The sequence below is a fragment of the Alteromonas gracilis genome, assembly GCF_043642145.1.
Classification (GTDB): Bacteria; Pseudomonadota; Gammaproteobacteria; order Enterobacterales; family Alteromonadaceae; genus Alteromonas; species Alteromonas gracilis_B.
Genome location: NZ_JBHZRZ010000003.1, coordinates 63,637 through 82,019, shown reverse-complemented (window position 1 = coordinate 82,019; position 18,383 = coordinate 63,637). Strand labels below are relative to the sequence as shown.

The window sequence follows — 18,383 nt, the reverse complement described above, 5'->3', positions numbered from 1 at the left end:
TTAAGCGACCTCCGCTTCTGAGCCGATGATAACGGTTGTGTCATCAACGAACTGATAAGGCGGCACAACTAGGTTCAATGGTGCCGGTACGTTTTCAAATACGCGTCCTGCCATATCAAACTTAGAACCGTGGCATGGGCAGAAGAAACCATCTGGAACCCCTTCAACCACTTCTTCGAAAGCGCCATCTTTAAGGTGCTGTGGAGAGCAACCAAGGTGCGTACAAATACCTACAAGAATAAGGTACTCTTCTTTCATTGAACGGAAACGATTTTGAGCAAAAGTAGGTTGCTGCTCAGCTTCAGAGTTAGGATCTTTCAGCTTATCTTCGTGAGTGCCTAGTTCTTCAAGGATTTCAGGCGTACGACGTACAATCCAGACTGGCTTGCTTCGCCACATTACACGTACTAACTGTCCAGGCTCAATCCCGCTGATATCTACTTCAACGTCAGCACCAGCTGCTTTCGCTTTGGCGCTCGGATTCCAGGACGCAATAAAAGGCACAGCAGCACCAACGACACCTACACCACCAACTACCGACGTGGCAACGGTCAAGAACCGACGACGAGTGTTGTTTTCCGGTTGGTTTTCATTGTGTGCAGACTCTGTTGCATCTACAGATACATTGCTCATCCACATTTCTCCAGGTTTGGATAATTATGATGTGTAACCCAAGCTTATACTGGTTTTATCACGCTTGCGTCATGCATCATATGGCTTGTCATGACAACGACCGAACAGCAAAATTTTGCTGGTTTACGAAGTCACGAAAGTTTTCAAAATTTTCGACCGCAAATGATAAAAGAAAAGCCCTTATAAACACAAGGTTTTACTGATATTTAAGCGATAATTTAATTCAAAAGGTGTGTTTAGGTTTAGCGAGGGAAATGCCTAAAATCAAGGTTTTGAAAGATATTTGGCATTATAAGGCCAACAAATTAAACCTTTGTTATGAAATAGGAAGGCATTAAAACGTTATTGTGCGCTAAAGATCATCCCTCCAATTATAACGCAGGCAATAAAAAACCCGGCATAAGCCGGGTTTTTGCAATACAAAAAACGTAAAAATTAACGCTTTGAGAATTGTGGACGCTTACGCGCTTTGTGAAGACCCACTTTCTTACGTTCAACGCGACGAGCGTCACGAGTAACGAAGCCAGCTTTACGAAGTGCTGGACGTAGTGCTTCATCGTACTCCATAAGAGCACGAGTAAGACCGTGACGGATTGCGCCAGCTTGACCGTTAGAACCACCACCTTTAACAGTGATGTAAACGTCAAACTTTTCAGTCATTTCAACAAGTTCAAGTGGCTGACGAACAACCATGCACTCTGTTTCACGACCAAAGTACTCGTCAAGAGCGCGTTGGTTTACTTTAATGCTACCTGTGCCTGGACGTAGGAACACACGAGCAGTAGAACTTTTGCGGCGGCCTGTGCCGTAGTATTGAGTATCTGCCATGTTAATAGCTCCTTAAATGTCCAAAACTTGTGGTTGCTGTGCAGTGTGCTTGTGCTCAGCACCTGCGTAAACTTTCATTTTACGGAACATTGCGCGGCCTAGAGGACCTTTTGGCAACATGCCTTTAACTGCTTTTTCAAGAACCATTTCTGGCTTGTGAGCAATTAGTTTTTCAAAGTTTGTCTCTTTAAGACCACCTGGGTAACCAGAGTGCGCATAGTACATTTTGTCTTGCGCTTTACGGCCTGTAACCGCAACTTTTTCAGCATTGATTACTACGATGTAATCACCAGTGTCCACGTGAGGCGTGTACTCTGGCTTGTGCTTACCACGAAGGCGTAGTGCGATTTCAGAAGCCAAACGGCCTAAAGTTTTGTCTGTGGCGTCTACCACATACCAGTCACGTTGTACCGTTTCTGGCTTAGCAACAAAAGTTTTCATTTTCAAATTCACCCGAATAATATCGTCGTTACTGATTTCTGAACACCAGAAATCACCTTAAAATCAACACAATGACCCCTTCGAGCCGGCTGATTCTTCCACCTTCCCAAAGGTGGGCGTAACTGGGCAGGGCGCGAATTATACAGGAATTGCAGTAAATGCGAACCCCTAAGTAGAAAAAATATGGATAAAATTTCATCATCCGCCGATGACATATCAAGAGAATTGATGTAACGTCGAATCGTTACTTTTGGAACCATCATAAGAATAAATGAATACACCTTACTTTGTAGCTTTACTGCTAATGCTATCTTCCTTAGGCGCTTCGTGCGTGAATGCGAAGGAATTAGTATACACGCGCGCATTTGCTGATGACGACTACGGAAGTTATCACGTGGCAGTGCTAGAAGCCGCGCTTGCAGCTACAAAAGAATTTGGCGAGGTTTCTGTAAAGCCACACCCTCACCCAATGAGCCAAAGCCGCCAACTTGTCACATTATTGAAAGACGAAGCTGATGTTATGTGGGGAGTGACCGATATTGAAAGAGAGCAGCGTCTGCTTGCTATCAAATTTCCACTACTAAAAGGCTATTCAGGGTATCGTGTTCTGGTCATTAACCCTGCTAAGCAATCGCAATTTGACAAGCGGACCACTGACGGAATCAAGCAGCTCACCATGGTCCAAGGTACCGATTGGCCTGACTTAGATGTTCTAAAGTCAAACGGTTACAAGGTGAATGGTGAAGACTGGAGCTTGTGGTTTCAGTCTATGTACGCAATGGTAGACAAAGGTTTAGTTGATGCCTTTCCACGCAACATCATTGAAGTTCACCGAGGTTTAGAAAGGCACGCAGATAAAGCGGTTACACTAGAAAAAAACCACCTGCTTTTTTACCCCAACTACGAATTTTTCTTTGTTAACCCTAATAATTTTGCCCTTGCTAATCGGCTTCGTATTGGCCTAATTAGAATTCTGGAATCTGGCGAGCTCGAGGCTATTTTCAACAGTTTTGATGCTCACCGCAAAGCGCAGACTATCGCCGATGATCATAAACGGCAAATTCATATCTTAGATAACCCCACAATGAGCTATGTACTGCCCTATGCTAGGTGGGATAAACAAACAGACCTTGCTATCAATACCTTGAAGCAAATGCTGTATCAATAAAGCACCGCTTTTCTCTACATACCGACTTTTTCTTTTTGCTGGTGTGTTTTTCTATTTAATCAAACTCATTTTGTTTGGAATTTTCATGACTTTAAAAAAACGTTTCACTACCCTTGCCTTTGCAGGCATCACATCAATCTCGCTGTTTTCTCCTGTTTCAGCGTCTTCTGTTGAACTCCTCGACCTGCAACATCAATGGGCAAAAGTAAACTACCAGCTTGAAGGTGACGCGCAGCTAACTGCATTTAATCAGTTAATTAGGCAAGCGCAGGCTTTTGTTAGCCAATCAGAAAGCAGTGCCGAATCACTAACATGGTTAGCCATTTCTCAATCAAGCACAGCAAGTGCAAAAGGGGGGTTAGGAGCGCTAGATTTCGCTGAAAGCGCAAAAGAGAACCTTGAAAGCGCACTTGAAAAGAACGAAGCAGTACTTGATGGCACTGCACTAACAGTGTTAGCAGCTCTTTATCACAAAGTACCCGGCTGGCCTGTAAGCTTTGGCAGCGATAAAAAAGCACAAAAGCTATTCAAGCGCGCATTAGAAATAAACCCCAAAGGCATGGATCAAAACTTCTTTTATGCTGAGTACTTATTTGATGAAGGTGAATATAGCGAAGCACAAACGCATCTTACATTGGCTAAGAACGCCCCTGAAAAAGCCAATCGTCCTTTAGCAGACAAAAAACGCCGAGAAGAAATTGCTGCGCTTCAAGAAAAATTAAATAAGAAAGCCTAGTAAGGTCATTCCTATTTTCACACAAGGTGGGGCGGAATGCTTTTTGCGCCACTTTGTGCCTTACAAAATCATATGTTCAAAGCACGCTTATTCGTAAGTGAATCAAGGCCTGCATTCACAATGCTTGCAGGTAGGTAATGGAAATGAGATTTAAACGGCAGGTGCACTTGGGCGTGTTACGACAAAATACGCGCCAATACCCATGAATAGGCCAATGCCAATGTATGCTGGAATAGGCATTGAAGAGAATATGCATACAAAAATAAAGCTTAGAAGCATGCTGCAACAGGCAATGCATTTCACTTTTTTTGAAATTGCGCCATGCTTTCGCCACGCCACTAGGCTAGGCCCATACTTAGGGTGCTGAATTAACCAATTTTCAAGTTTTGGAGAAGATTTGGTGAAACAGAACAATGCACCTATTAAAAACACGGTAGTAGGCATAACAGGCAAAAAGGCGCCTACAATGCCTAGCAAGCAGGAAATTAACCCCAGTGATAAGTACAGTGCTTTTGTCATCTAACTACTTTCGCCTCAAATCTATCAAGCTTCTCGAAGGCTTTTTCTAAACTTGCGTTAAACATCAATGTTTTAACTAATTCGCCCTACGAAATAGTATTCGGTTTATTCACATTTAGACTTGCTATAAATCAACCCTACCCTCTAAACATACCTCAAAATGACAAAGATACCACCTCTATGGATTAACTTACTTACCTCGACAGAACAAATCTTGTATTTAGCATTATATAAAATAGCCGTCTTTTGGTCTGAATAAGACAAACTGTATAGAACTATAGATAAATAATAATAAAAACTGTTATCATTTATACTAAAGTTTCACACCTACACATTTCAGTTGTTTACACACACCTCACACTTGGACTTATTTGTAATGAAATATTTAGCCGCGCTAATTGCAGCTTCGTTGACTTCTCCTGCTCTCTCGCAAGATTTAGAAACACCAAAAGATTCAAAGCAAACTCAATCTTCACAATCTGAACAAGTAGAAAGAGTCGTTGTCACTAGCAGAGCACTTAATCTTTACCGAAATGGCAACTCTGCAACGGGTAAGCTTAGCGTAGACCCTCTTAATTCAACCCAGCAGATCACCACAATTAACGAAAGTTTGATCCGCGACCAGGGTGCACGTAACGCAAAAGATATCTATCGTAACATTGCAGGCGTAAGTCAATTCAGCTATGCCGGAGTTACCGCGCGAGGGTTTAGACAAGAAGAGATCTTCTTTGATGGCTTGCGAGGCGATCCATATGTGGGCTTCAACGTTCCGCAACTTTTCAACGTGGAACGTGTAGACTTTTTGAAGGGACCAGCAGGAATGCTCTATGGCCCAGGCGCTCCGGGTGGTTTGTTTAATTATGTTACGAAAAAACCAACGTCAGAGTTTGACGCCAATGCTCGAGTAATAACAGGCTCTCATGCACGTGTGGGAGGCTCTGCTGAAGTCAATGGGGCGCTAAGTGACAACCAAAATGCACGTGTTGGCGTTTTTTATGAAGAACAAGATACGTTTCGCGATAATAGTGATAGCCAAGTTTTTATTCTAGACACTGGCTATACATACGAAATTCAAGACCACCTGTTAACCTTGCAATACACCCACTACTCTCAAGACCTAGGTGGTAATAGGTTGCGAGGCGTTCCCGTTGGCGACAATGGTAACTTCTTAGTCGACCCAGACTGGAACCACAATGAGGCTAGCGACTTTTTGAATTTGCGTTCTGACTCATTCCAGCTTTCACTTGAAGGTCAACTTAGCGATGCTCTCACCTATACCACACGTTTACGCTATATAGACAACGAGCAAGAGCAGAACTATCACGAACCACGTGCGTTAATTGACAGTAATGGTGATGGAAATATTGATCTTGTAGGCCGAGAATTTCGTGACCAGTTACGTGAGCAGGAGCAATTGAGCTTTGGCGCAAACTTTGTCTACACGGGCGAATTGTTAGGAGCCGATCATAGAACTGCGTTTGGTCTAGAACTTTACAAGGGCAAAGAAGACGCAACGCTAGGCGGCACAGCTTTTCAACAAGATTTTGTTCTACGCTACTTAAGCGGCACGTCTTTAGACTCAGATATTGTTCCTTTAAGGCTCACAGCCCCAAATTATGGTAGTACTCAGCCAAATAACTACAACGTTCAATTCAGACCGCTAAGAACAACGGAGCAAACGCGAAATGGCGCGTATGTGCTGAATGAACTAGCGTGGGATAAATTTACGCTTGTTGCAGGGTTGCGATATGACCAATTTGAAGACGAAACGTCAAACGATAGCTTCGACGATTCAAATGTAAGTTACAGAGTTGGGGGTATTTATAAGATTACGCCCAATATTTCACTTTATGGTCAGTGGGCAGACTCTTACGAACCGCAGTCGGTAAATAGTCAACAAGAAGCTGCTGGCGGTCCTTTTGAGCCAACCACTGGCGATATTATTGAAGGTGGGCTTAACGCACAGCTGTTCGATGAAACCACCCTACTGCGATTGGCTGTATATCAGATTACAAGACAAAACCTTCTTCAAAGTACTGGAGAAGACCCTGAAGGCGACGGCATTGACAATGTTGCACCAGTAGGAGAAGTCACCAGTGATGGGTTTGAAGTTGAAGTGATCACAGACATTACGCCAGATTGGATACTAAGCGTTGCATATGGTTACAACGATGCGCGAATAACAGCAGATAACGGTGGTGGCGGAATTGGCAATAGCGTAGGTGATCGCTTTGCTAATGCTCCTCAAAACCAACTTGGCTTTTGGACTCGCTACCAAGTGCCTGAATGGGATCTTGCCTTCGCTTTTGGCGGAAACTACGTAGACTCACAGCTTAGCCTTTCAGGCCAGAACGTAAAATCATATTTCGTTGCCGATGCTTCGATAACTTGGGAAGTAGATAACTACAGCGTGCTTTTTAGAATTGATAACTTGTTCGATAAAGAATATGCCGAATCAGGCTTTATCCAGCGTACAGGGCATTTCCCAGGCAACCCTAGAAATGGTTTCGTTGAATTTACCTATAAATGGTAATTAACGTATCTTTTAGCATTTTAAATTGCCCAGCGTAGTGCTGGGCCTCTTTTTTGGCCAAACGAAAGCGTTTTATGAGTAACGATAGATCAAACCAGCGAAAATACCGAAAGAAACTCTATAACTTACATGCATGGGTAGGTTTTCAGCTCTCTGTCGTGCTATTTGTTATTTTAGCCACTGGTACTATCGCAACCATCTCTAACGAAATAGATTGGCTAGTGTTTAAGGAAATGCGTACGTTTTCCACAGGCAAGCAAGATGTGGAGAACGAAGCAGTCAAATGGACCAACATATACAACGCTGTATTAGACTACGCGCCCCAAGCAAAAATAAAGTCTATTGGCGATATGGGACACGACAACTTTACTTACCGAGTAAGAGCTGGTTTTCCAGAGGGTGGTGACCGTTTTATCCACGTTGACCAATATACTTATGAAGTTATCGGCGATATTTCTACGCTCACTATTCAGCGTTTCTTTCGTGACTTCCACCGCTACCTTTTTATGCCAAATTATTTGGGTTTGCCCACTGTCACCTTCTTCGCGTTCATACTTGCTATTTCGCTGTACACTGGGCTTAAAACTACGAGAAATTGGAAAACAGCTATTACGCGACTTAGGTTAAAAGAAGGTCCAAGGATCCTGTTAAGTGACTTACACAAAGTTTCTGGTCTATGGAGCCTTTGGTTTTTTGTTGTTATTGTACTGACAAGCTGGTGGTACTTATTCGAATTTGGTGCAGCGGTAGCAGGCAATAGGTTTGAACCCAGAGCCCCAAAAGCCAGTGTAATCGCTAATTTTGACCAGACTAATCCTGTCTCATCAACGCAGCTATACCGCGCATTTGAACAAGCACAAAGGGCAATAAACGCCTGGCAGATAACGGGAGTTCAATTTCCCTCTTCAGAGACAGCCCCTATTCGATTTACAGGTTTAGGTAAGAATCCGCTGTTAAGAGAACGCGCGCATAAAGTAGAAGTAGACATAACATCCTTAGATATTATTTGCGTTCAAGAGCCAAACACCATGGAGTGGACAAACTACCTCAATGAATACGCAGATCCACTGCACTTTGGCTACTTTGGGGGGCTCCCGACTAAACTTATTTGGTTTGTCTTTGGCATTGCACTTACTGCACTTTCGGTAACAGGTGTGCTAATGACATGGAAACGCACTAAAACTCATAGGCTTACAAAAGTTCAAAAGCGAACGCTTCCAATATTGCTGCTCGCGTTTGTATTTTTTATCTTTTGGTTACAGCGGTATTTGTAACTACTGAATCACGTCTAATCGTTTGACTTGCTGCCACAGCACTTCCATTTCATCGAGTGATAGGCCCGTTAGCTTATCGCCATTTTGCGCGGCAAGTTGCTCTACCCCTTTGAAGCGTTTAGCAAACTTATTGCTGGCATTGCGAAGGGCGGTATCTGCGTCGACATTGCAATGCCTGGCTAAGTTAACCATGGCAAATAACGCATCACCTATTTCTTCTTCAATGGCTTGCTGGTTATCGTGCTGGGGCTGGTTGCCGAGCTGAGGATTGTTGACGCCTCGACGTTCTGCGACATTGCCATTGATGTTAGCGCCTTCAGATAAAAGCGCCGCTTCTGCCTGATGTTTGATATCCAGCTCTTGCTGAATTTCCTCAACTTCTTCACGCACTTTATCAAGTACAGGTGCCGCATCAGGCCAGTCGAACCCCACTCTCGCACAGGCTTTTTGCAGCTTTTGCGCATACATAAGCGCGGGCATGCCTTTAGGCACATTGTCTAAAATACTGCTTTCAATGCCCGGCCTTTTTGCCGCGCCGTTTTCTTGCTTAAGCCGTTTTTCTTGCGCTTTTATAGCATCCCATTGCGCGTTTAACGCTTTGTCACCTAGCTGTGTTTTCTCTTCGCTTAAATTGCCTTTTTGAGTAAAAACATGTGGGTGGCGACGTACTAGCTTGTCACTGATACTTTTCGCTACGTCATCAAACGAGAACGCACTTTGCTCATTAGCAATTTGAGCGTAAAACACTACTTGAAAAAGCAAATCGCCTAGCTCATCTTTGATATCTTGCATATCACCTGAGGCAATGGCATCGGCCACCTCATAGGCTTCTTCTATGGTGTAACGGGTTAAGCTTTCCATGGTTTGCTTCACATCCCACGGACACCCAAAGTCAGGGTGGCGCAGCTGCTCCATTATTTCGAGCAAGCGTTGCATTTCACTAAACCTAGCTTTGTTTGCGTTTTGCATCAGTCACGCCTTTAAGCTGCCTAATACGAGTGAGGACTTTTGAAACCGTATCGAGGTCCTGCACCTCTATCGATATGGTAATAAGCGCCGTTTGTCTGTTTTTATCAGTTAAACTATTTACGCCTAAAAGCGGCACGTTTTCGTTAGCAAGAACGGTTGTCACGTCGCGCAAAAGCCCGGTTCTATCGTGACAGAAAATGTCGATAGCCGTTTCAAAACCCACTTTAAGTGCGTCAGACCAGTTAACTTCAATCTGCCGCTCTGGATGTTGTGACAACAAATGTTGAAGCTGGTCACAGCTTTCTTTGTGTACGCTCACTCCGCGGCCTTGCGTTATGTAGCCTAAAATGGGCTCTCCAGGTACGGGTTTACAACAGTTAGCCAACTGACTCATTAAGTGGCCAACGCCCTGAACCACCACAGCATCTTTTTTACCCGAGCCCGCTGCGGTCTTGCGAGTTTTCACTTTAGGGCTAATTTCAGGTTCTGGGGCTGGCGGTTCCTGAAGGTGATGAATAAAGTTAATCACCTGCATAACCCGAACATCACCCGCACCGACTGCCGTATACAAGTCGTCTAGCGTTTGTAAGTTAAATTTTTCAAACGCTTCATTAGGCACTTTTGCAGGTAGGTGAGCACGATGTAATTCACGCTCTAGAAGCTCTTTACCCGCAGCAAGGTTTTTATTCCTGTCCTGCTTTTTAAAATACGAGTGTATGGTGGCGCGAGCGCGTGAGGAATGCACATAACCTAACCCCGGATGCATCCAGTCTCGGCTTGGATTCGGCTCTTTGCCTGTGAGCACTTCAATTTGATCGCCGCTTTGTAGCAAGTAAGTAAATGGCACTATTCGCCCATTCACTTTGGCACCTATGCAGCGATGGCCTACGTTACTATGAATGTAATAAGCAAAATCTAGCGGGGTGGCACCTTGTGGAAGGTCAATAACATCGCCTTTAGGCGTGAACACATATACCCTATCATCAAAGACCTGACTGCGCAGTTCTTCAACTAAGTCGCCCGATTCGGCCACCTCTTCTTGCCATGCAAGTATGCGTCGTAACCAGTTAATGCGCTCGTCATACCCCGATTGCTTGCCGGCGCTACCTTCTTTGTATTTCCAATGCGCTGCAACGCCTAATTCGGCATCTTGGTGCATTTTCTGGGTACGAATTTGGATTTCAATAGGCTTGCCTTTAGGGCCAACAACAACCGTGTGAATTGACTGATAGCCGTTGGGCTTAGGTGTGGCAATATAGTCGTCAAATTCGTTGGGCAAGTGCTTGTAGCTGGCATGGACTGTGCCCAATGCGGCATAACAGTCTTGCAAACGCTCGGCAATAATTCGTACCGCACGTATGTCAAACAGCTGCTCGAACGTCAGGCGCTTCTTCTGCATTTTTTTCCAAATGCTGAAGATGTGTTTAGGTCGTCCGTAAACCTCAGCACGAATTTGCTCACTGTCTAACAAGCCCTGTAAGTCACTAACTATACTTTCAATATACTCAGCTCGCTCTCTGCGCTTGCCGTCAAGTTGCTGAGCAATTTGCTTATAGGTGATAGGGTGTAAATAACGAAAAGCGAGGTCTTCTAGCTCCCACTTAAGCTGACCTATACCTAAACGATTTGCCAGTGGTGCGTAAATACTCGCACACTCGCGAGCCACCATAACACGGGTTTCTTCGTCGGCTTTTTTAACCTGTTGAAGTGCACAAATACGCTCGGCCATTTTAATGACAACGGCGCGCACGTCTTCTACCATCGCAAGCAGCATACGGCGTATGCTATCTATGTGCTGTTCATCTGACTTTTCGGCAAAGGCAGAGCCATTCACTTTGCGAGCGTGCAACGACTTAATGGCATCCATTCGGCGAACGCCAACAATAAGGTCGCGAATTTCGCCGCCAAACTCTTCATAAATGTCGTCTTCGCTTAACGCGTGCTGTTCGCAATAGGGAAAAACAAGGGCAGCCTGAAGCGTTGCGTCATCCATATTAAGCTGACACAAAATTTCTACCATTTCCTGACCAACTAATAGTCGCTCAGGAATAGACGACACAGCAGTAAGCTTGTCTTTTGTTTCTGCATTTAGACCAAGACTGTCTAACCACGTTTCAAAGGGTGGCCGGTCGGCTTCGTGGACCTTTCTTGTTGATACCATATCCTTTACTCGTTACTGCTGTGTTCGTGTAAACAAGGCCATCATCTCCATGTGATGGGTGAAGGGAAACATTTCTGCAACGCCTGCTTTTTCCATTTCATAGCCCCCGTCAATCAACACTTTCGCATCTCTTGAAAACGTACTTGGATTGCAAGAAACATACACTATCGTTTTTGGTAGTGCTTTTACAAGCGCGTGACAAACGGTCATTGCCCCTTCCCTAGAAGGGTCTAATAGCACTTTATCAAAACCTTGCTGTAATGACGCTTCCACGTTGTTTTTATCTGCTAAATCCAAATGCAGCCACTCAACGTTTTCAATGCCCTGTTGCTGTGCATTATCTTTTGCTCGGCGCACCATTTCCGCCACACCTTCTACCGCTTGTACCTGTGCACCCGATTTCGCTATAGGCAGGGTAAAATTACCCAGCCCGCTAAACCAGTCAGCAATGCGCTCGCTGGGCTGAGGGTTAAGCCAACCTAACGCTTGGTTAATCATCTTTTCATTAACCACTTTGTTTATTTGAATAAAATCGTTGGCGCTAGGCGAAATTGAGCACCCATTTACCGTATGTATAACCATGTCATCGCCATGCCCTACGCGGCGAATCTGCCCGTGTTTGCTCTCAAGCAGTAAATCTACACGGTGCGCTTTAGCAAACGCTTCTACATCGTCTATAAGCGCTGTTTCAAGGGCCTTGGTGTGCTTCACCACAACTTGCGATACATTGTCGCCCGCGACAAGGCTGATATGCCCTATGTGCCGCGCCGAATCAAACCCTGAAAGGATGTCTCGCAAAGGGCCTATAATGGACGAGAGCGGGTCGACCAGTATAGGACAGGTCTCTACATTCACAACTTTATTACTATTAGCTTCACGAAACCCTAGCCTGATGTTATCTGGATTACGGGCGTCAATAGCCAATCGTGCTTTTCTGCGATACTGAGGACGAGGCCCTTCAAGTGGTGCTTGCCATGCATCTGGTTTCATACCCAATTGACGTTCCAGCATCACTTTTAGGGCGTTGTCTCGTTGTGCTAATGCGGCGTCTGCGTTTATATGCTGTAGCTGACATCCTCCACACGCTTCAAATACGGGGCAAAAAGGCGCTTGCCTTGCTTCACTTAATGTGTGGATTTTGGCTGCTTTGGCGCTCACAACTTTCTTCTTACTTGTTAGTACCTCTATTTCGCAGGTTTCTCCAACAAGAGCGCCTTCCACAAAAACCATTGGGTTGCCACGCACAACGCCTTGCCCCATCCAGTCTAAGTCTTCAATAGTAACGGGTTCTATGATTTGGTTTTCATTGCCTTTTGTCGACTTACTACCCTTTCCAAAGCGCAGCCCTGCAACCTGTGCATTTGCACTGGCATTGCCTTTTTTAGAGGCACCACGTTGAGTGCGAGGCGTTGAGCCTTTTTGCTTACTGCGCGATTGTTTAAAAAGGTTTGCCAAAAGAGACTCCGGATTCTTGCTTTACGAGATTTGATGTTATTCGAGCACGTTGACCTTTAATGAGCATAAAAAGCCCCACGCGCCCTTAAGATTACTAAAAGTTCGTACCTCTTACATGCGTTTCAGTTGGCGTGTATTTATTGAGTACGCTTAGTTAAATTGGGCCTTGCTGGTAATACTACCCGGGCGTCACCTACCTACGCCTTTATGCTATTACGTGAATGCTGCTTACGCGGTTAATGTTTTACACTGCTAGGCTGTTTCAAGTATAACGGTAGCAACGGCATAATGCTGTTCATCTGAAATACTCACTACGCTGCGGACAATACCTCGAGTTTGACACATAGACGCGAATTCACCAGAAAAGTGGAGCTCTGGCGCACCCAGCTCGTTATTGCGTACTTCTATATGCTGCCAGCTAATCCCGTTTCCTATGCCTGTGCCTAGGGCTTTCACCGCCGCTTCTTTGGCGGCGAAACGTTTCGCTAAAAAACGTATCGGCGTAGCGTGTTCGCTAAACTGCTGCCACTCTGTAGGCGTAAGTACTCGCTTGGCTAAGCGTGCGTTTGCCTCGCCGTCTTTTCCAAGACGAGCAATCTCTATTATGTCAGTCCCCAGCCCTGCTATCGCCACGCTACATTCACCTTTAACCTTTTACCCTATTCTTTTTTGAACGGGCTTTTTAGATACCTGCTCGTGCTTCAAGCATAAGCTTACGCATATCCGCAACCGCCGTGTGAAGACCGTCGAATGCAGCGCGAGCAATAATAGCGTGACCAATGTTAAGCTCGATAAGCTGTGGAATTGCCGCAATTGGCTTAACATTGTGATAATGCAAACCGTGCCCTGCATTTACCTTTAAGCCCAAACTGTCAGCATACTCGATACCTTCGATTAGGCGAGCTAACTCTTTTTGCTGCTCTTCTTCGCTAGTTGCTTCAGCATACTGGCCTGTGTGAATTTCAATATAAGGCGCGTTACATTCAGCCGCAGCATCAATTTGTGCCTTGTCCGCATCAATAAACAACGATACTAAAATATTTGCGTTAGCGAGTCTGTCACACGCCGCTTTGATATTGTCGAAATTTCCTGCCACATCAAGGCCACCTTCAGTGGTAAGCTCTTCGCGCTTTTCTGGCACTAAGCAGCAGAACACGGGTTTGACTTCTTCTGCAATGGAAAGCATTTCGTCGGTAACTGCCATTTCTAGGTTTAAGCGCGTGTTTATGGTTTGCGCTAAAATGCGCACGTCGCGATCTTTAATATGGCGGCGGTCTTCACGTAAATGAACCGTAATGCCATCAGCACCCGCTCGTTCAGCAATATCTGCTGCATGCACCGGATCTGGGTAATGCGTACCTCGCGCGTTGCGAAGCGTTGCGATATGGTCGATATTAACGCCTAATAAAATCGTGCTCATTTCACCACCTAGCCTAGAAGAGCAAAAAGAAGCGTGCTCTTAGTGTTTATAAAATTGATTAAAGGCGCTATCACGCCATTAAATTTAAGGCGTAAGCTCGCCTTTTAAGATTGCGCAAGTGTAGCAAATTTTTTTATATAACGTGCTGTTTAAGCGTTTGAGTTAAGAGAAAATAATTTAAGGGGCTGGCATCGATAAGGTGCTTTGAGCAAAAAAGAGACGAGCATTTTAAAGCGTCGGCATCAGGTATCACTGACGAGGTTTGGCCATAAATAGCTCTCGGCTTTTTAGTGGTTTGTCGCCAATGAGAGGTTTTAGAAGATCGCGACAAAGCACCTTCGCTACTTTTTTGCTCAGCGGGGTGAACTCGCCCTGCGATAAACTTAACAGCGCTTTGCCGGGAAAGCCCCGTATACCTCTGGTGCCTGCTAAATCATCGGGCAACCGGACAAACCCTGCATCTATCTGAAAATTATAGCTACCGCTCTCTTCAATAGGCATTTCGTATTCTACGTCTATGGTGAAATCAGGTAATAAGCCCATCTCATCAAGCAAGGCAAACTCGAACTGCCTCAGGGTTACTTCTATGTCTTTTTCGTCGCGAAGCGATAACAATGCGTTCTCATAAGCATGATGAACACCATCACTGGCAAGACCCGCCGGCATTATTCGATTTGTTAACTCGTTCACGTACATGGCACAAAATAAAGCGGTGCCTACAAGGTTGATGGAGGGTGAAACGCTTTCGACATGTCGTAAGTTTTTTAGCTCTGATTTTCCGCTTAGCTGTAAACGAAGATGCTGAAAAGGTTGGAGTAAGCTTTTCTTGTCAGATTTACTGTTCTTTACGCCCTTCGCCACCGCGCTTACACGCCCCTCTTCAAGGGTAAAAAAGTCAACAATATAGCTGGTCTCCCTGTAAGGGCGTCTATGCAGAACATAGGCATTTAACCATTCGTTATTCATTGTTGCTCACTGTGTTTTCAATTGCGATGGCCAGTATTATTAGCTGCGCTTAATTCTCACCACTTTCATGGTTTCAAACTCAATACCGGCCACGTCTTCAACGTGCCTGTAGTAAGTTACATTGACTCGCGCGCCTTTTAAGCTTTGGTACTGCTGTTTACGTCGATAAATAAATGGAACGTCAATGCCTTCTAGCATGATGGTGTGGCGAATCCAATCGCTGTCTTTCTCTTCACGTTGCACATGAGAAATAACTTTAGCGTTGTCGGTTTGGTTAAGTTGATTGTGCTTCTCAACCAACTTTTGTCTTTCGCTTTTCACCTTTTTACCTGTCGTCTTTTAATAACTTTTATGTTTACTTAACGTTTTATGAGGCTACTTTAACTCTGTTGTATTTGAATGAAGCCCACACATCACACCAATGCTTGATTCTTGCATTCGGCTTTCTTTCAAACAACATCGCTGCGCATTATATTGCTTCTAATTGCTCAACAATAAGCTGCACGGTTTCTTGCCCTCTAAACACGTTAATATCAAGGCGGTAAGCAATACGCACATGCTTAATCATGGCATTAGGCCACGCCGTTAAATCAACATTAAATGCAATGGCATCTACTTCGTTAGCGCCGTCACACTTTAGCACCATTTTAAGATGCTTTTGACCCACTAAACGCTGATCAAGAAGGCTAAACTCGCCATCAAATAACGGTGACTCAAACCCTTGTCCGAACGGGCCAGCCTGACGCAGTAAGTGAGCAAAAGGCAAGCACAGCTCATCTGAAGACAAATCACCGTCGGAAAGCAATGCGTGATTACCATCTAGCTTTTCCATGTGCGAATGCGCCACTTCAACAAAAGCTTGCTCAAAGTCTTGAAGCTTTGCTACAGGTAAACTTAGCCCTGCAGCCATAGCGTGCCCGCCAAATTTATCGATAACACCAGGGAAGCGCGTGTTTACTTCATCCAATACATCACGAATGTGTACGCCAGGTATGGAGCGCGCCGAACCTTTAATGATAGTGTCGTCCTGATGAGCAAACGCGATTACCGGCTTAAGGTATTTTTCTTTTAAACGCCCTGCCACAATACCGATAACACCTTGGTGAAAGTCTTCACGATAGACAACCAGAGCGCTTGGCATATCCCCTTCGTCTAGCGCCATTTGCTCTAAAACCATTTCAGCTTGCGCTTTCATTCCGGTTTCAATTTCACGACGCTCTTTGTTCAGCGCATCTAGTTCAGCGGCAATCATTCGCGCTTGAATTGTTTCTTCTTCTAGCAAGCATGCAATACCCTGAGACATATCGTCTAAACGACCAGCTGCATTTAATCTTGGTCCAACAACAAACCCCAAATCGGTTGATGTTAAATGGGCGCAGTCGCGATTCGCCACCTCGACCAATGCTTTAATTCCAGGTCGACACTTTCCTGCGCGAATTCGCTGAAGCCCTTGGTGCACTAAAATGCGGTTATTTTTATCAAGCACTACCACATCAGCAACCGTGCCCACTGCAACGATATCTAACAGTGACGCCAAATTAGGCGGTGCGATACCAGTGCTTTCGAAATATCCCTGTTGCTGCAGCTGTGCTTTGAGGGCAAGCATAATGTAAAAGGCCACGCCTACCCCGGCTAAGTTCTTAGACGGAAAGTCGCAACCTGGTTGGTTAGGGTTCACTATCGCATCAGCTGGTGGTAAAACATCGCCTGGTAAGTGGTGATCAGTTACAACAACCTGAATGCCTAGTGATTTGGCGTGCGATACACCATCAATACAAGATATACCGTTATCCACGGTAACGATAATTTCTGCTCCCTGCTTTGCCGCTTCATCGACAATAGGCACGCTCAACCCGTAGCCAAAGTCGAAACGGTTTGGCACTAAAAAATCAACGTTGTGATAGCCCATGGCGCGAAGTGCCAAAATGCAAACCGACGTACTAGTTGCGCCGTCAGCATCGAAGTCTCCCACAATAATAATGCGTTTATTCTGCTCTACCGCCGTTGCAAGAATGCTTGCAGCTTGGGGCATACCTTTAAGTGCATTGAAGTGCGTAAGTCCTTTTAGACCGTTTTCTAAATCATCAACATTCGCAATATTGCGACCGCGATAAATTCTATCGATAACAGGGTGTAAGTCGGAACTTAGCGAGGCGCCGGAAACTTCGCGGCGAACAATAGGCAAAATCATGAAATACCACTAACCAAAATTGTAACTGCAACTGACAATACGCAGTTAAACGAGCTTAAATGTTTTGAACTAGACGCTCAGCGACGCGCTGCATTTTTTAATACCTACCACAGCTTCGCTGTTATAAGCGCCAGTTGAAAACCATCTTGATGAATTAAGGCGAAATCATACCCTAGAAAACGAAAAAACGCACAAAGCGTGCGTTTTTTCATTAGGTACACTAAGCGCTATTCCGATGCTTCTAGCGCTTTAGCTAACAAGGCTGCCGGCTGATAGCCAGGAATAAGCGTGCCATCTGGAAGCACGACATTAGGTGTGCCATTTACCCCTAGTTTTAGACCCAGCTTGTACTGCTCGGCCACTTTATTTTTACAGCTGGCACTTGCCACTTCACTGCCAGCTTTGGCTTTAGTAAGCGCTCTTTGTGGATCTTTTGCACACCACACTGAAACCATCTCGTCGTAGTTTTCGCTGTTTAACCCAGAGCGCGGAAATGCAAGGTAGTGAACAGTAATTCCCGCATCGTTTAGCTCATCAATTTCTTTATGAAACTTTCGGCAATATCCGCAAGAAATGTCGGTAAACACACTGATTTCGTGCTTCTCGTTCTTGGCTTTGAAGGTAATAGACGATGATTCCATCTCTTTTACACCTTCTTTGCGTAAGCTTGAAAGCGCAACCTCTGTTTCATTACGCATTTCTTCATCTATGTTAAATACACGAGCTTGAAGTAGATATTGACCGTCTTCACTGACGTAAAACAAGCCACGATCTGTAGATACTTGAACTAGACCTGATACAGGAGAGTCGGCAATGGTCTCTACATCTAACCCAAGCATAGAAGTTAACTTGTCTCGGATAGCGGATTCGTCAGCAGCTTGTGCGCTAAGGCCTAACAAAGAACCTGCTGCGACAACACCTGCTAACAATATTTTCTGTACTGCTTTCACTAAAAATCTCTCCGTTGTGCCGTTGTTGGCTGCTGTGGGGGTGCTCGAAAAAGACGTTAACGCTTAAAACAACCACCAAAAGTCTATTACTTGTTATCTATCAGACCGCAAAATTTATCAAAAAATTGCATACTAAACG

At 44.8% G+C, this 18,383-nt stretch carries 17 protein-coding genes; 4 read left to right on the top strand and 13 right to left on the bottom strand.

All coding sequences use genetic code 11. The features are described from left to right. From petA to rplM, 3 genes are all read right to left on the bottom strand, one after another. Entirely contained in the window at positions 1 to 633 is a 633-nt protein-coding gene (petA, locus tag ACHUFN_RS07290) for a ubiquinol-cytochrome c reductase iron-sulfur subunit (RefSeq protein WP_394221669.1), read from the bottom strand. Between the two features lie 435 nt (positions 634 to 1,068). Next, the gene (gene rpsI / locus ACHUFN_RS07285; RefSeq protein ID WP_014948330.1) at positions 1,069 to 1,461 is read right to left on the bottom strand and encodes a 30S ribosomal protein S9; all 393 of its coding nucleotides are present in this window, start codon (positions 1,459 to 1,461) and stop codon (positions 1,069 to 1,071) included. A gap of 12 nt (positions 1,462 to 1,473) precedes the next feature. Beyond that, a complete protein-coding gene (gene rplM, locus ACHUFN_RS07280) occupies positions 1,474 to 1,902 on the bottom strand; it encodes a 50S ribosomal protein L13 (RefSeq protein WP_394221668.1) in 429 nt (142 codons plus the stop codon). A 331-nt stretch (positions 1,903 to 2,233) separates the two neighbouring features. On the opposite strand from rplM, the gene ACHUFN_RS07275 reads away from it, so the two are divergent. Together ACHUFN_RS07275 and ACHUFN_RS07270 are read left to right on the top strand one after the other, a co-directional pair. Continuing rightward, a complete protein-coding gene (locus ACHUFN_RS07275) occupies positions 2,234 to 3,070 on the top strand; it encodes a hypothetical protein (RefSeq protein ID WP_394221666.1) in 837 nt (278 codons plus the stop codon). Between the two features lie 85 nt (positions 3,071 to 3,155). Further along, the gene (locus ACHUFN_RS07270) at positions 3,156 to 3,806 is read left to right on the top strand and encodes a hypothetical protein (protein ID WP_394221664.1); all 651 of its coding nucleotides are present in this window, start codon (positions 3,156 to 3,158) and stop codon (positions 3,804 to 3,806) included. Between the two features lie 150 nt (positions 3,807 to 3,956). Here ACHUFN_RS07270 and ACHUFN_RS07265 read toward each other — a convergent pair whose 3' ends face one another. After that, positions 3,957 to 4,325: a YbaN family protein gene (locus ACHUFN_RS07265; RefSeq protein WP_394221663.1), complete on the bottom strand. Its 369-nt coding sequence runs from the start codon at positions 4,323 to 4,325 to the stop codon at positions 3,957 to 3,959. 376 nt (positions 4,326 to 4,701) lie between these two features. Here ACHUFN_RS07265 and ACHUFN_RS07260 point away from each other — a divergent pair, with 376 nt between their 5' ends. After that, positions 4,702 to 6,858, top strand: a complete 2,157-nt coding sequence (locus ACHUFN_RS07260; protein WP_394221662.1) for a TonB-dependent siderophore receptor — start codon at positions 4,702 to 4,704, stop codon at positions 6,856 to 6,858. Between the two features lie 74 nt (positions 6,859 to 6,932). Continuing rightward, on the top strand, positions 6,933 to 8,132 hold the full coding sequence (locus ACHUFN_RS07255; RefSeq protein WP_394221661.1) for a PepSY-associated TM helix domain-containing protein: 1,200 nt from the start codon (positions 6,933 to 6,935) through the stop codon (positions 8,130 to 8,132). Here the strand turns inward: ACHUFN_RS07255 and mazG are convergent, their stop codons facing one another. From mazG to dsbC, 9 genes are all read right to left on the bottom strand, one after another. Next, complete coding sequence (mazG, locus tag ACHUFN_RS07250) at positions 8,133 to 9,101, bottom strand: nucleoside triphosphate pyrophosphohydrolase (RefSeq protein WP_394221660.1); 969 nt, start codon at positions 9,099 to 9,101, stop codon at positions 8,133 to 8,135. After that, positions 9,079 to 11,262, bottom strand: coding sequence for a GTP diphosphokinase (gene relA, locus ACHUFN_RS07245; RefSeq protein WP_394221659.1), 2,184 nt, complete (start codon positions 11,260 to 11,262; stop codon positions 9,079 to 9,081). Before relA ends, mazG begins: the two co-directional genes overlap by 23 nt. A 12-nt stretch (positions 11,263 to 11,274) precedes the next feature. Continuing rightward, on the bottom strand, positions 11,275 to 12,717 hold the full coding sequence (gene rlmD / locus ACHUFN_RS07240; protein WP_394221658.1) for a 23S rRNA (uracil(1939)-C(5))-methyltransferase RlmD: 1,443 nt from the start codon (positions 12,715 to 12,717) through the stop codon (positions 11,275 to 11,277). 252 nt (positions 12,718 to 12,969) lie between these two features. Next, entirely contained in the window at positions 12,970 to 13,350 is a 381-nt protein-coding gene (gene acpS, locus ACHUFN_RS07235; protein WP_394221657.1) for a holo-ACP synthase, read from the bottom strand. A 49-nt stretch (positions 13,351 to 13,399) separates the two neighbouring features. Then, positions 13,400 to 14,137 (bottom strand): pyridoxine 5'-phosphate synthase, encoded by a 738-nt coding sequence (gene pdxJ / locus ACHUFN_RS07230; protein ID WP_394221656.1) that lies wholly within the window; start codon positions 14,135 to 14,137, stop codon positions 13,400 to 13,402. Positions 14,138 to 14,386: 249 nt separating this feature from the next. Next, entirely contained in the window at positions 14,387 to 15,103 is a 717-nt protein-coding gene (gene recO / locus ACHUFN_RS07225) for a DNA repair protein RecO (RefSeq protein WP_394221655.1), read from the bottom strand. 39 nt (positions 15,104 to 15,142) lie between these two features. Then, positions 15,143 to 15,424 (bottom strand): hypothetical protein, encoded by a 282-nt coding sequence (locus tag ACHUFN_RS07220; protein ID WP_394221654.1) that lies wholly within the window; start codon positions 15,422 to 15,424, stop codon positions 15,143 to 15,145. 148 nt (positions 15,425 to 15,572) lie between these two features. Further along, a complete protein-coding gene (recJ, locus tag ACHUFN_RS07215; protein ID WP_394221653.1) occupies positions 15,573 to 17,294 on the bottom strand; it encodes a single-stranded-DNA-specific exonuclease RecJ in 1,722 nt (573 codons plus the stop codon). Between the two features lie 227 nt (positions 17,295 to 17,521). Continuing rightward, positions 17,522 to 18,244, bottom strand: a complete 723-nt coding sequence (dsbC, locus tag ACHUFN_RS07210; RefSeq protein WP_394221652.1) for a bifunctional protein-disulfide isomerase/oxidoreductase DsbC — start codon at positions 18,242 to 18,244, stop codon at positions 17,522 to 17,524. Positions 18,245 to 18,383: the final 139 nt, after the last annotated feature.

Bases quoted from the DNA above. Each gene is read 5' to 3' on its own strand.
- petA (WP_394221669.1), bottom strand. From the start codon at position 633: ATGAGCAATGTATCTGTAGATGCAACAGAGTCTGCACACAATGAAAAC.
- rpsI (WP_014948330.1), bottom strand. From the start codon at position 1,461: ATGGCAGATACTCAATACTACGGCACAGGCCGCCGCAAAAGTTCTACT.
- rplM (WP_394221668.1), bottom strand. From the start codon at position 1,902: ATGAAAACTTTTGTTGCTAAGCCAGAAACGGTACAACGTGACTGGTAT.
- ACHUFN_RS07270 (WP_394221664.1), top strand. From the start codon at position 3,156: ATGACTTTAAAAAAACGTTTCACTACCCTTGCCTTTGCAGGCATCACA.
- ACHUFN_RS07265 (WP_394221663.1), bottom strand. From the start codon at position 4,325: ATGACAAAAGCACTGTACTTATCACTGGGGTTAATTTCCTGCTTGCTA.
- ACHUFN_RS07260 (WP_394221662.1), top strand. From the start codon at position 4,702: ATGAAATATTTAGCCGCGCTAATTGCAGCTTCGTTGACTTCTCCTGCT.
- ACHUFN_RS07255 (WP_394221661.1), top strand. From the start codon at position 6,933: ATGAGTAACGATAGATCAAACCAGCGAAAATACCGAAAGAAACTCTAT.
- mazG (WP_394221660.1), bottom strand. From the start codon at position 9,101: ATGCAAAACGCAAACAAAGCTAGGTTTAGTGAAATGCAACGCTTGCTC.
- relA (WP_394221659.1), bottom strand. From the start codon at position 11,262: ATGGTATCAACAAGAAAGGTCCACGAAGCCGACCGGCCACCCTTTGAA.
- pdxJ (WP_394221656.1), bottom strand. From the start codon at position 14,137: ATGAGCACGATTTTATTAGGCGTTAATATCGACCATATCGCAACGCTT.
- recO (WP_394221655.1), bottom strand. From the start codon at position 15,103: ATGAATAACGAATGGTTAAATGCCTATGTTCTGCATAGACGCCCTTAC.
- recJ (WP_394221653.1), bottom strand. From the start codon at position 17,294: ATGATTTTGCCTATTGTTCGCCGCGAAGTTTCCGGCGCCTCGCTAAGT.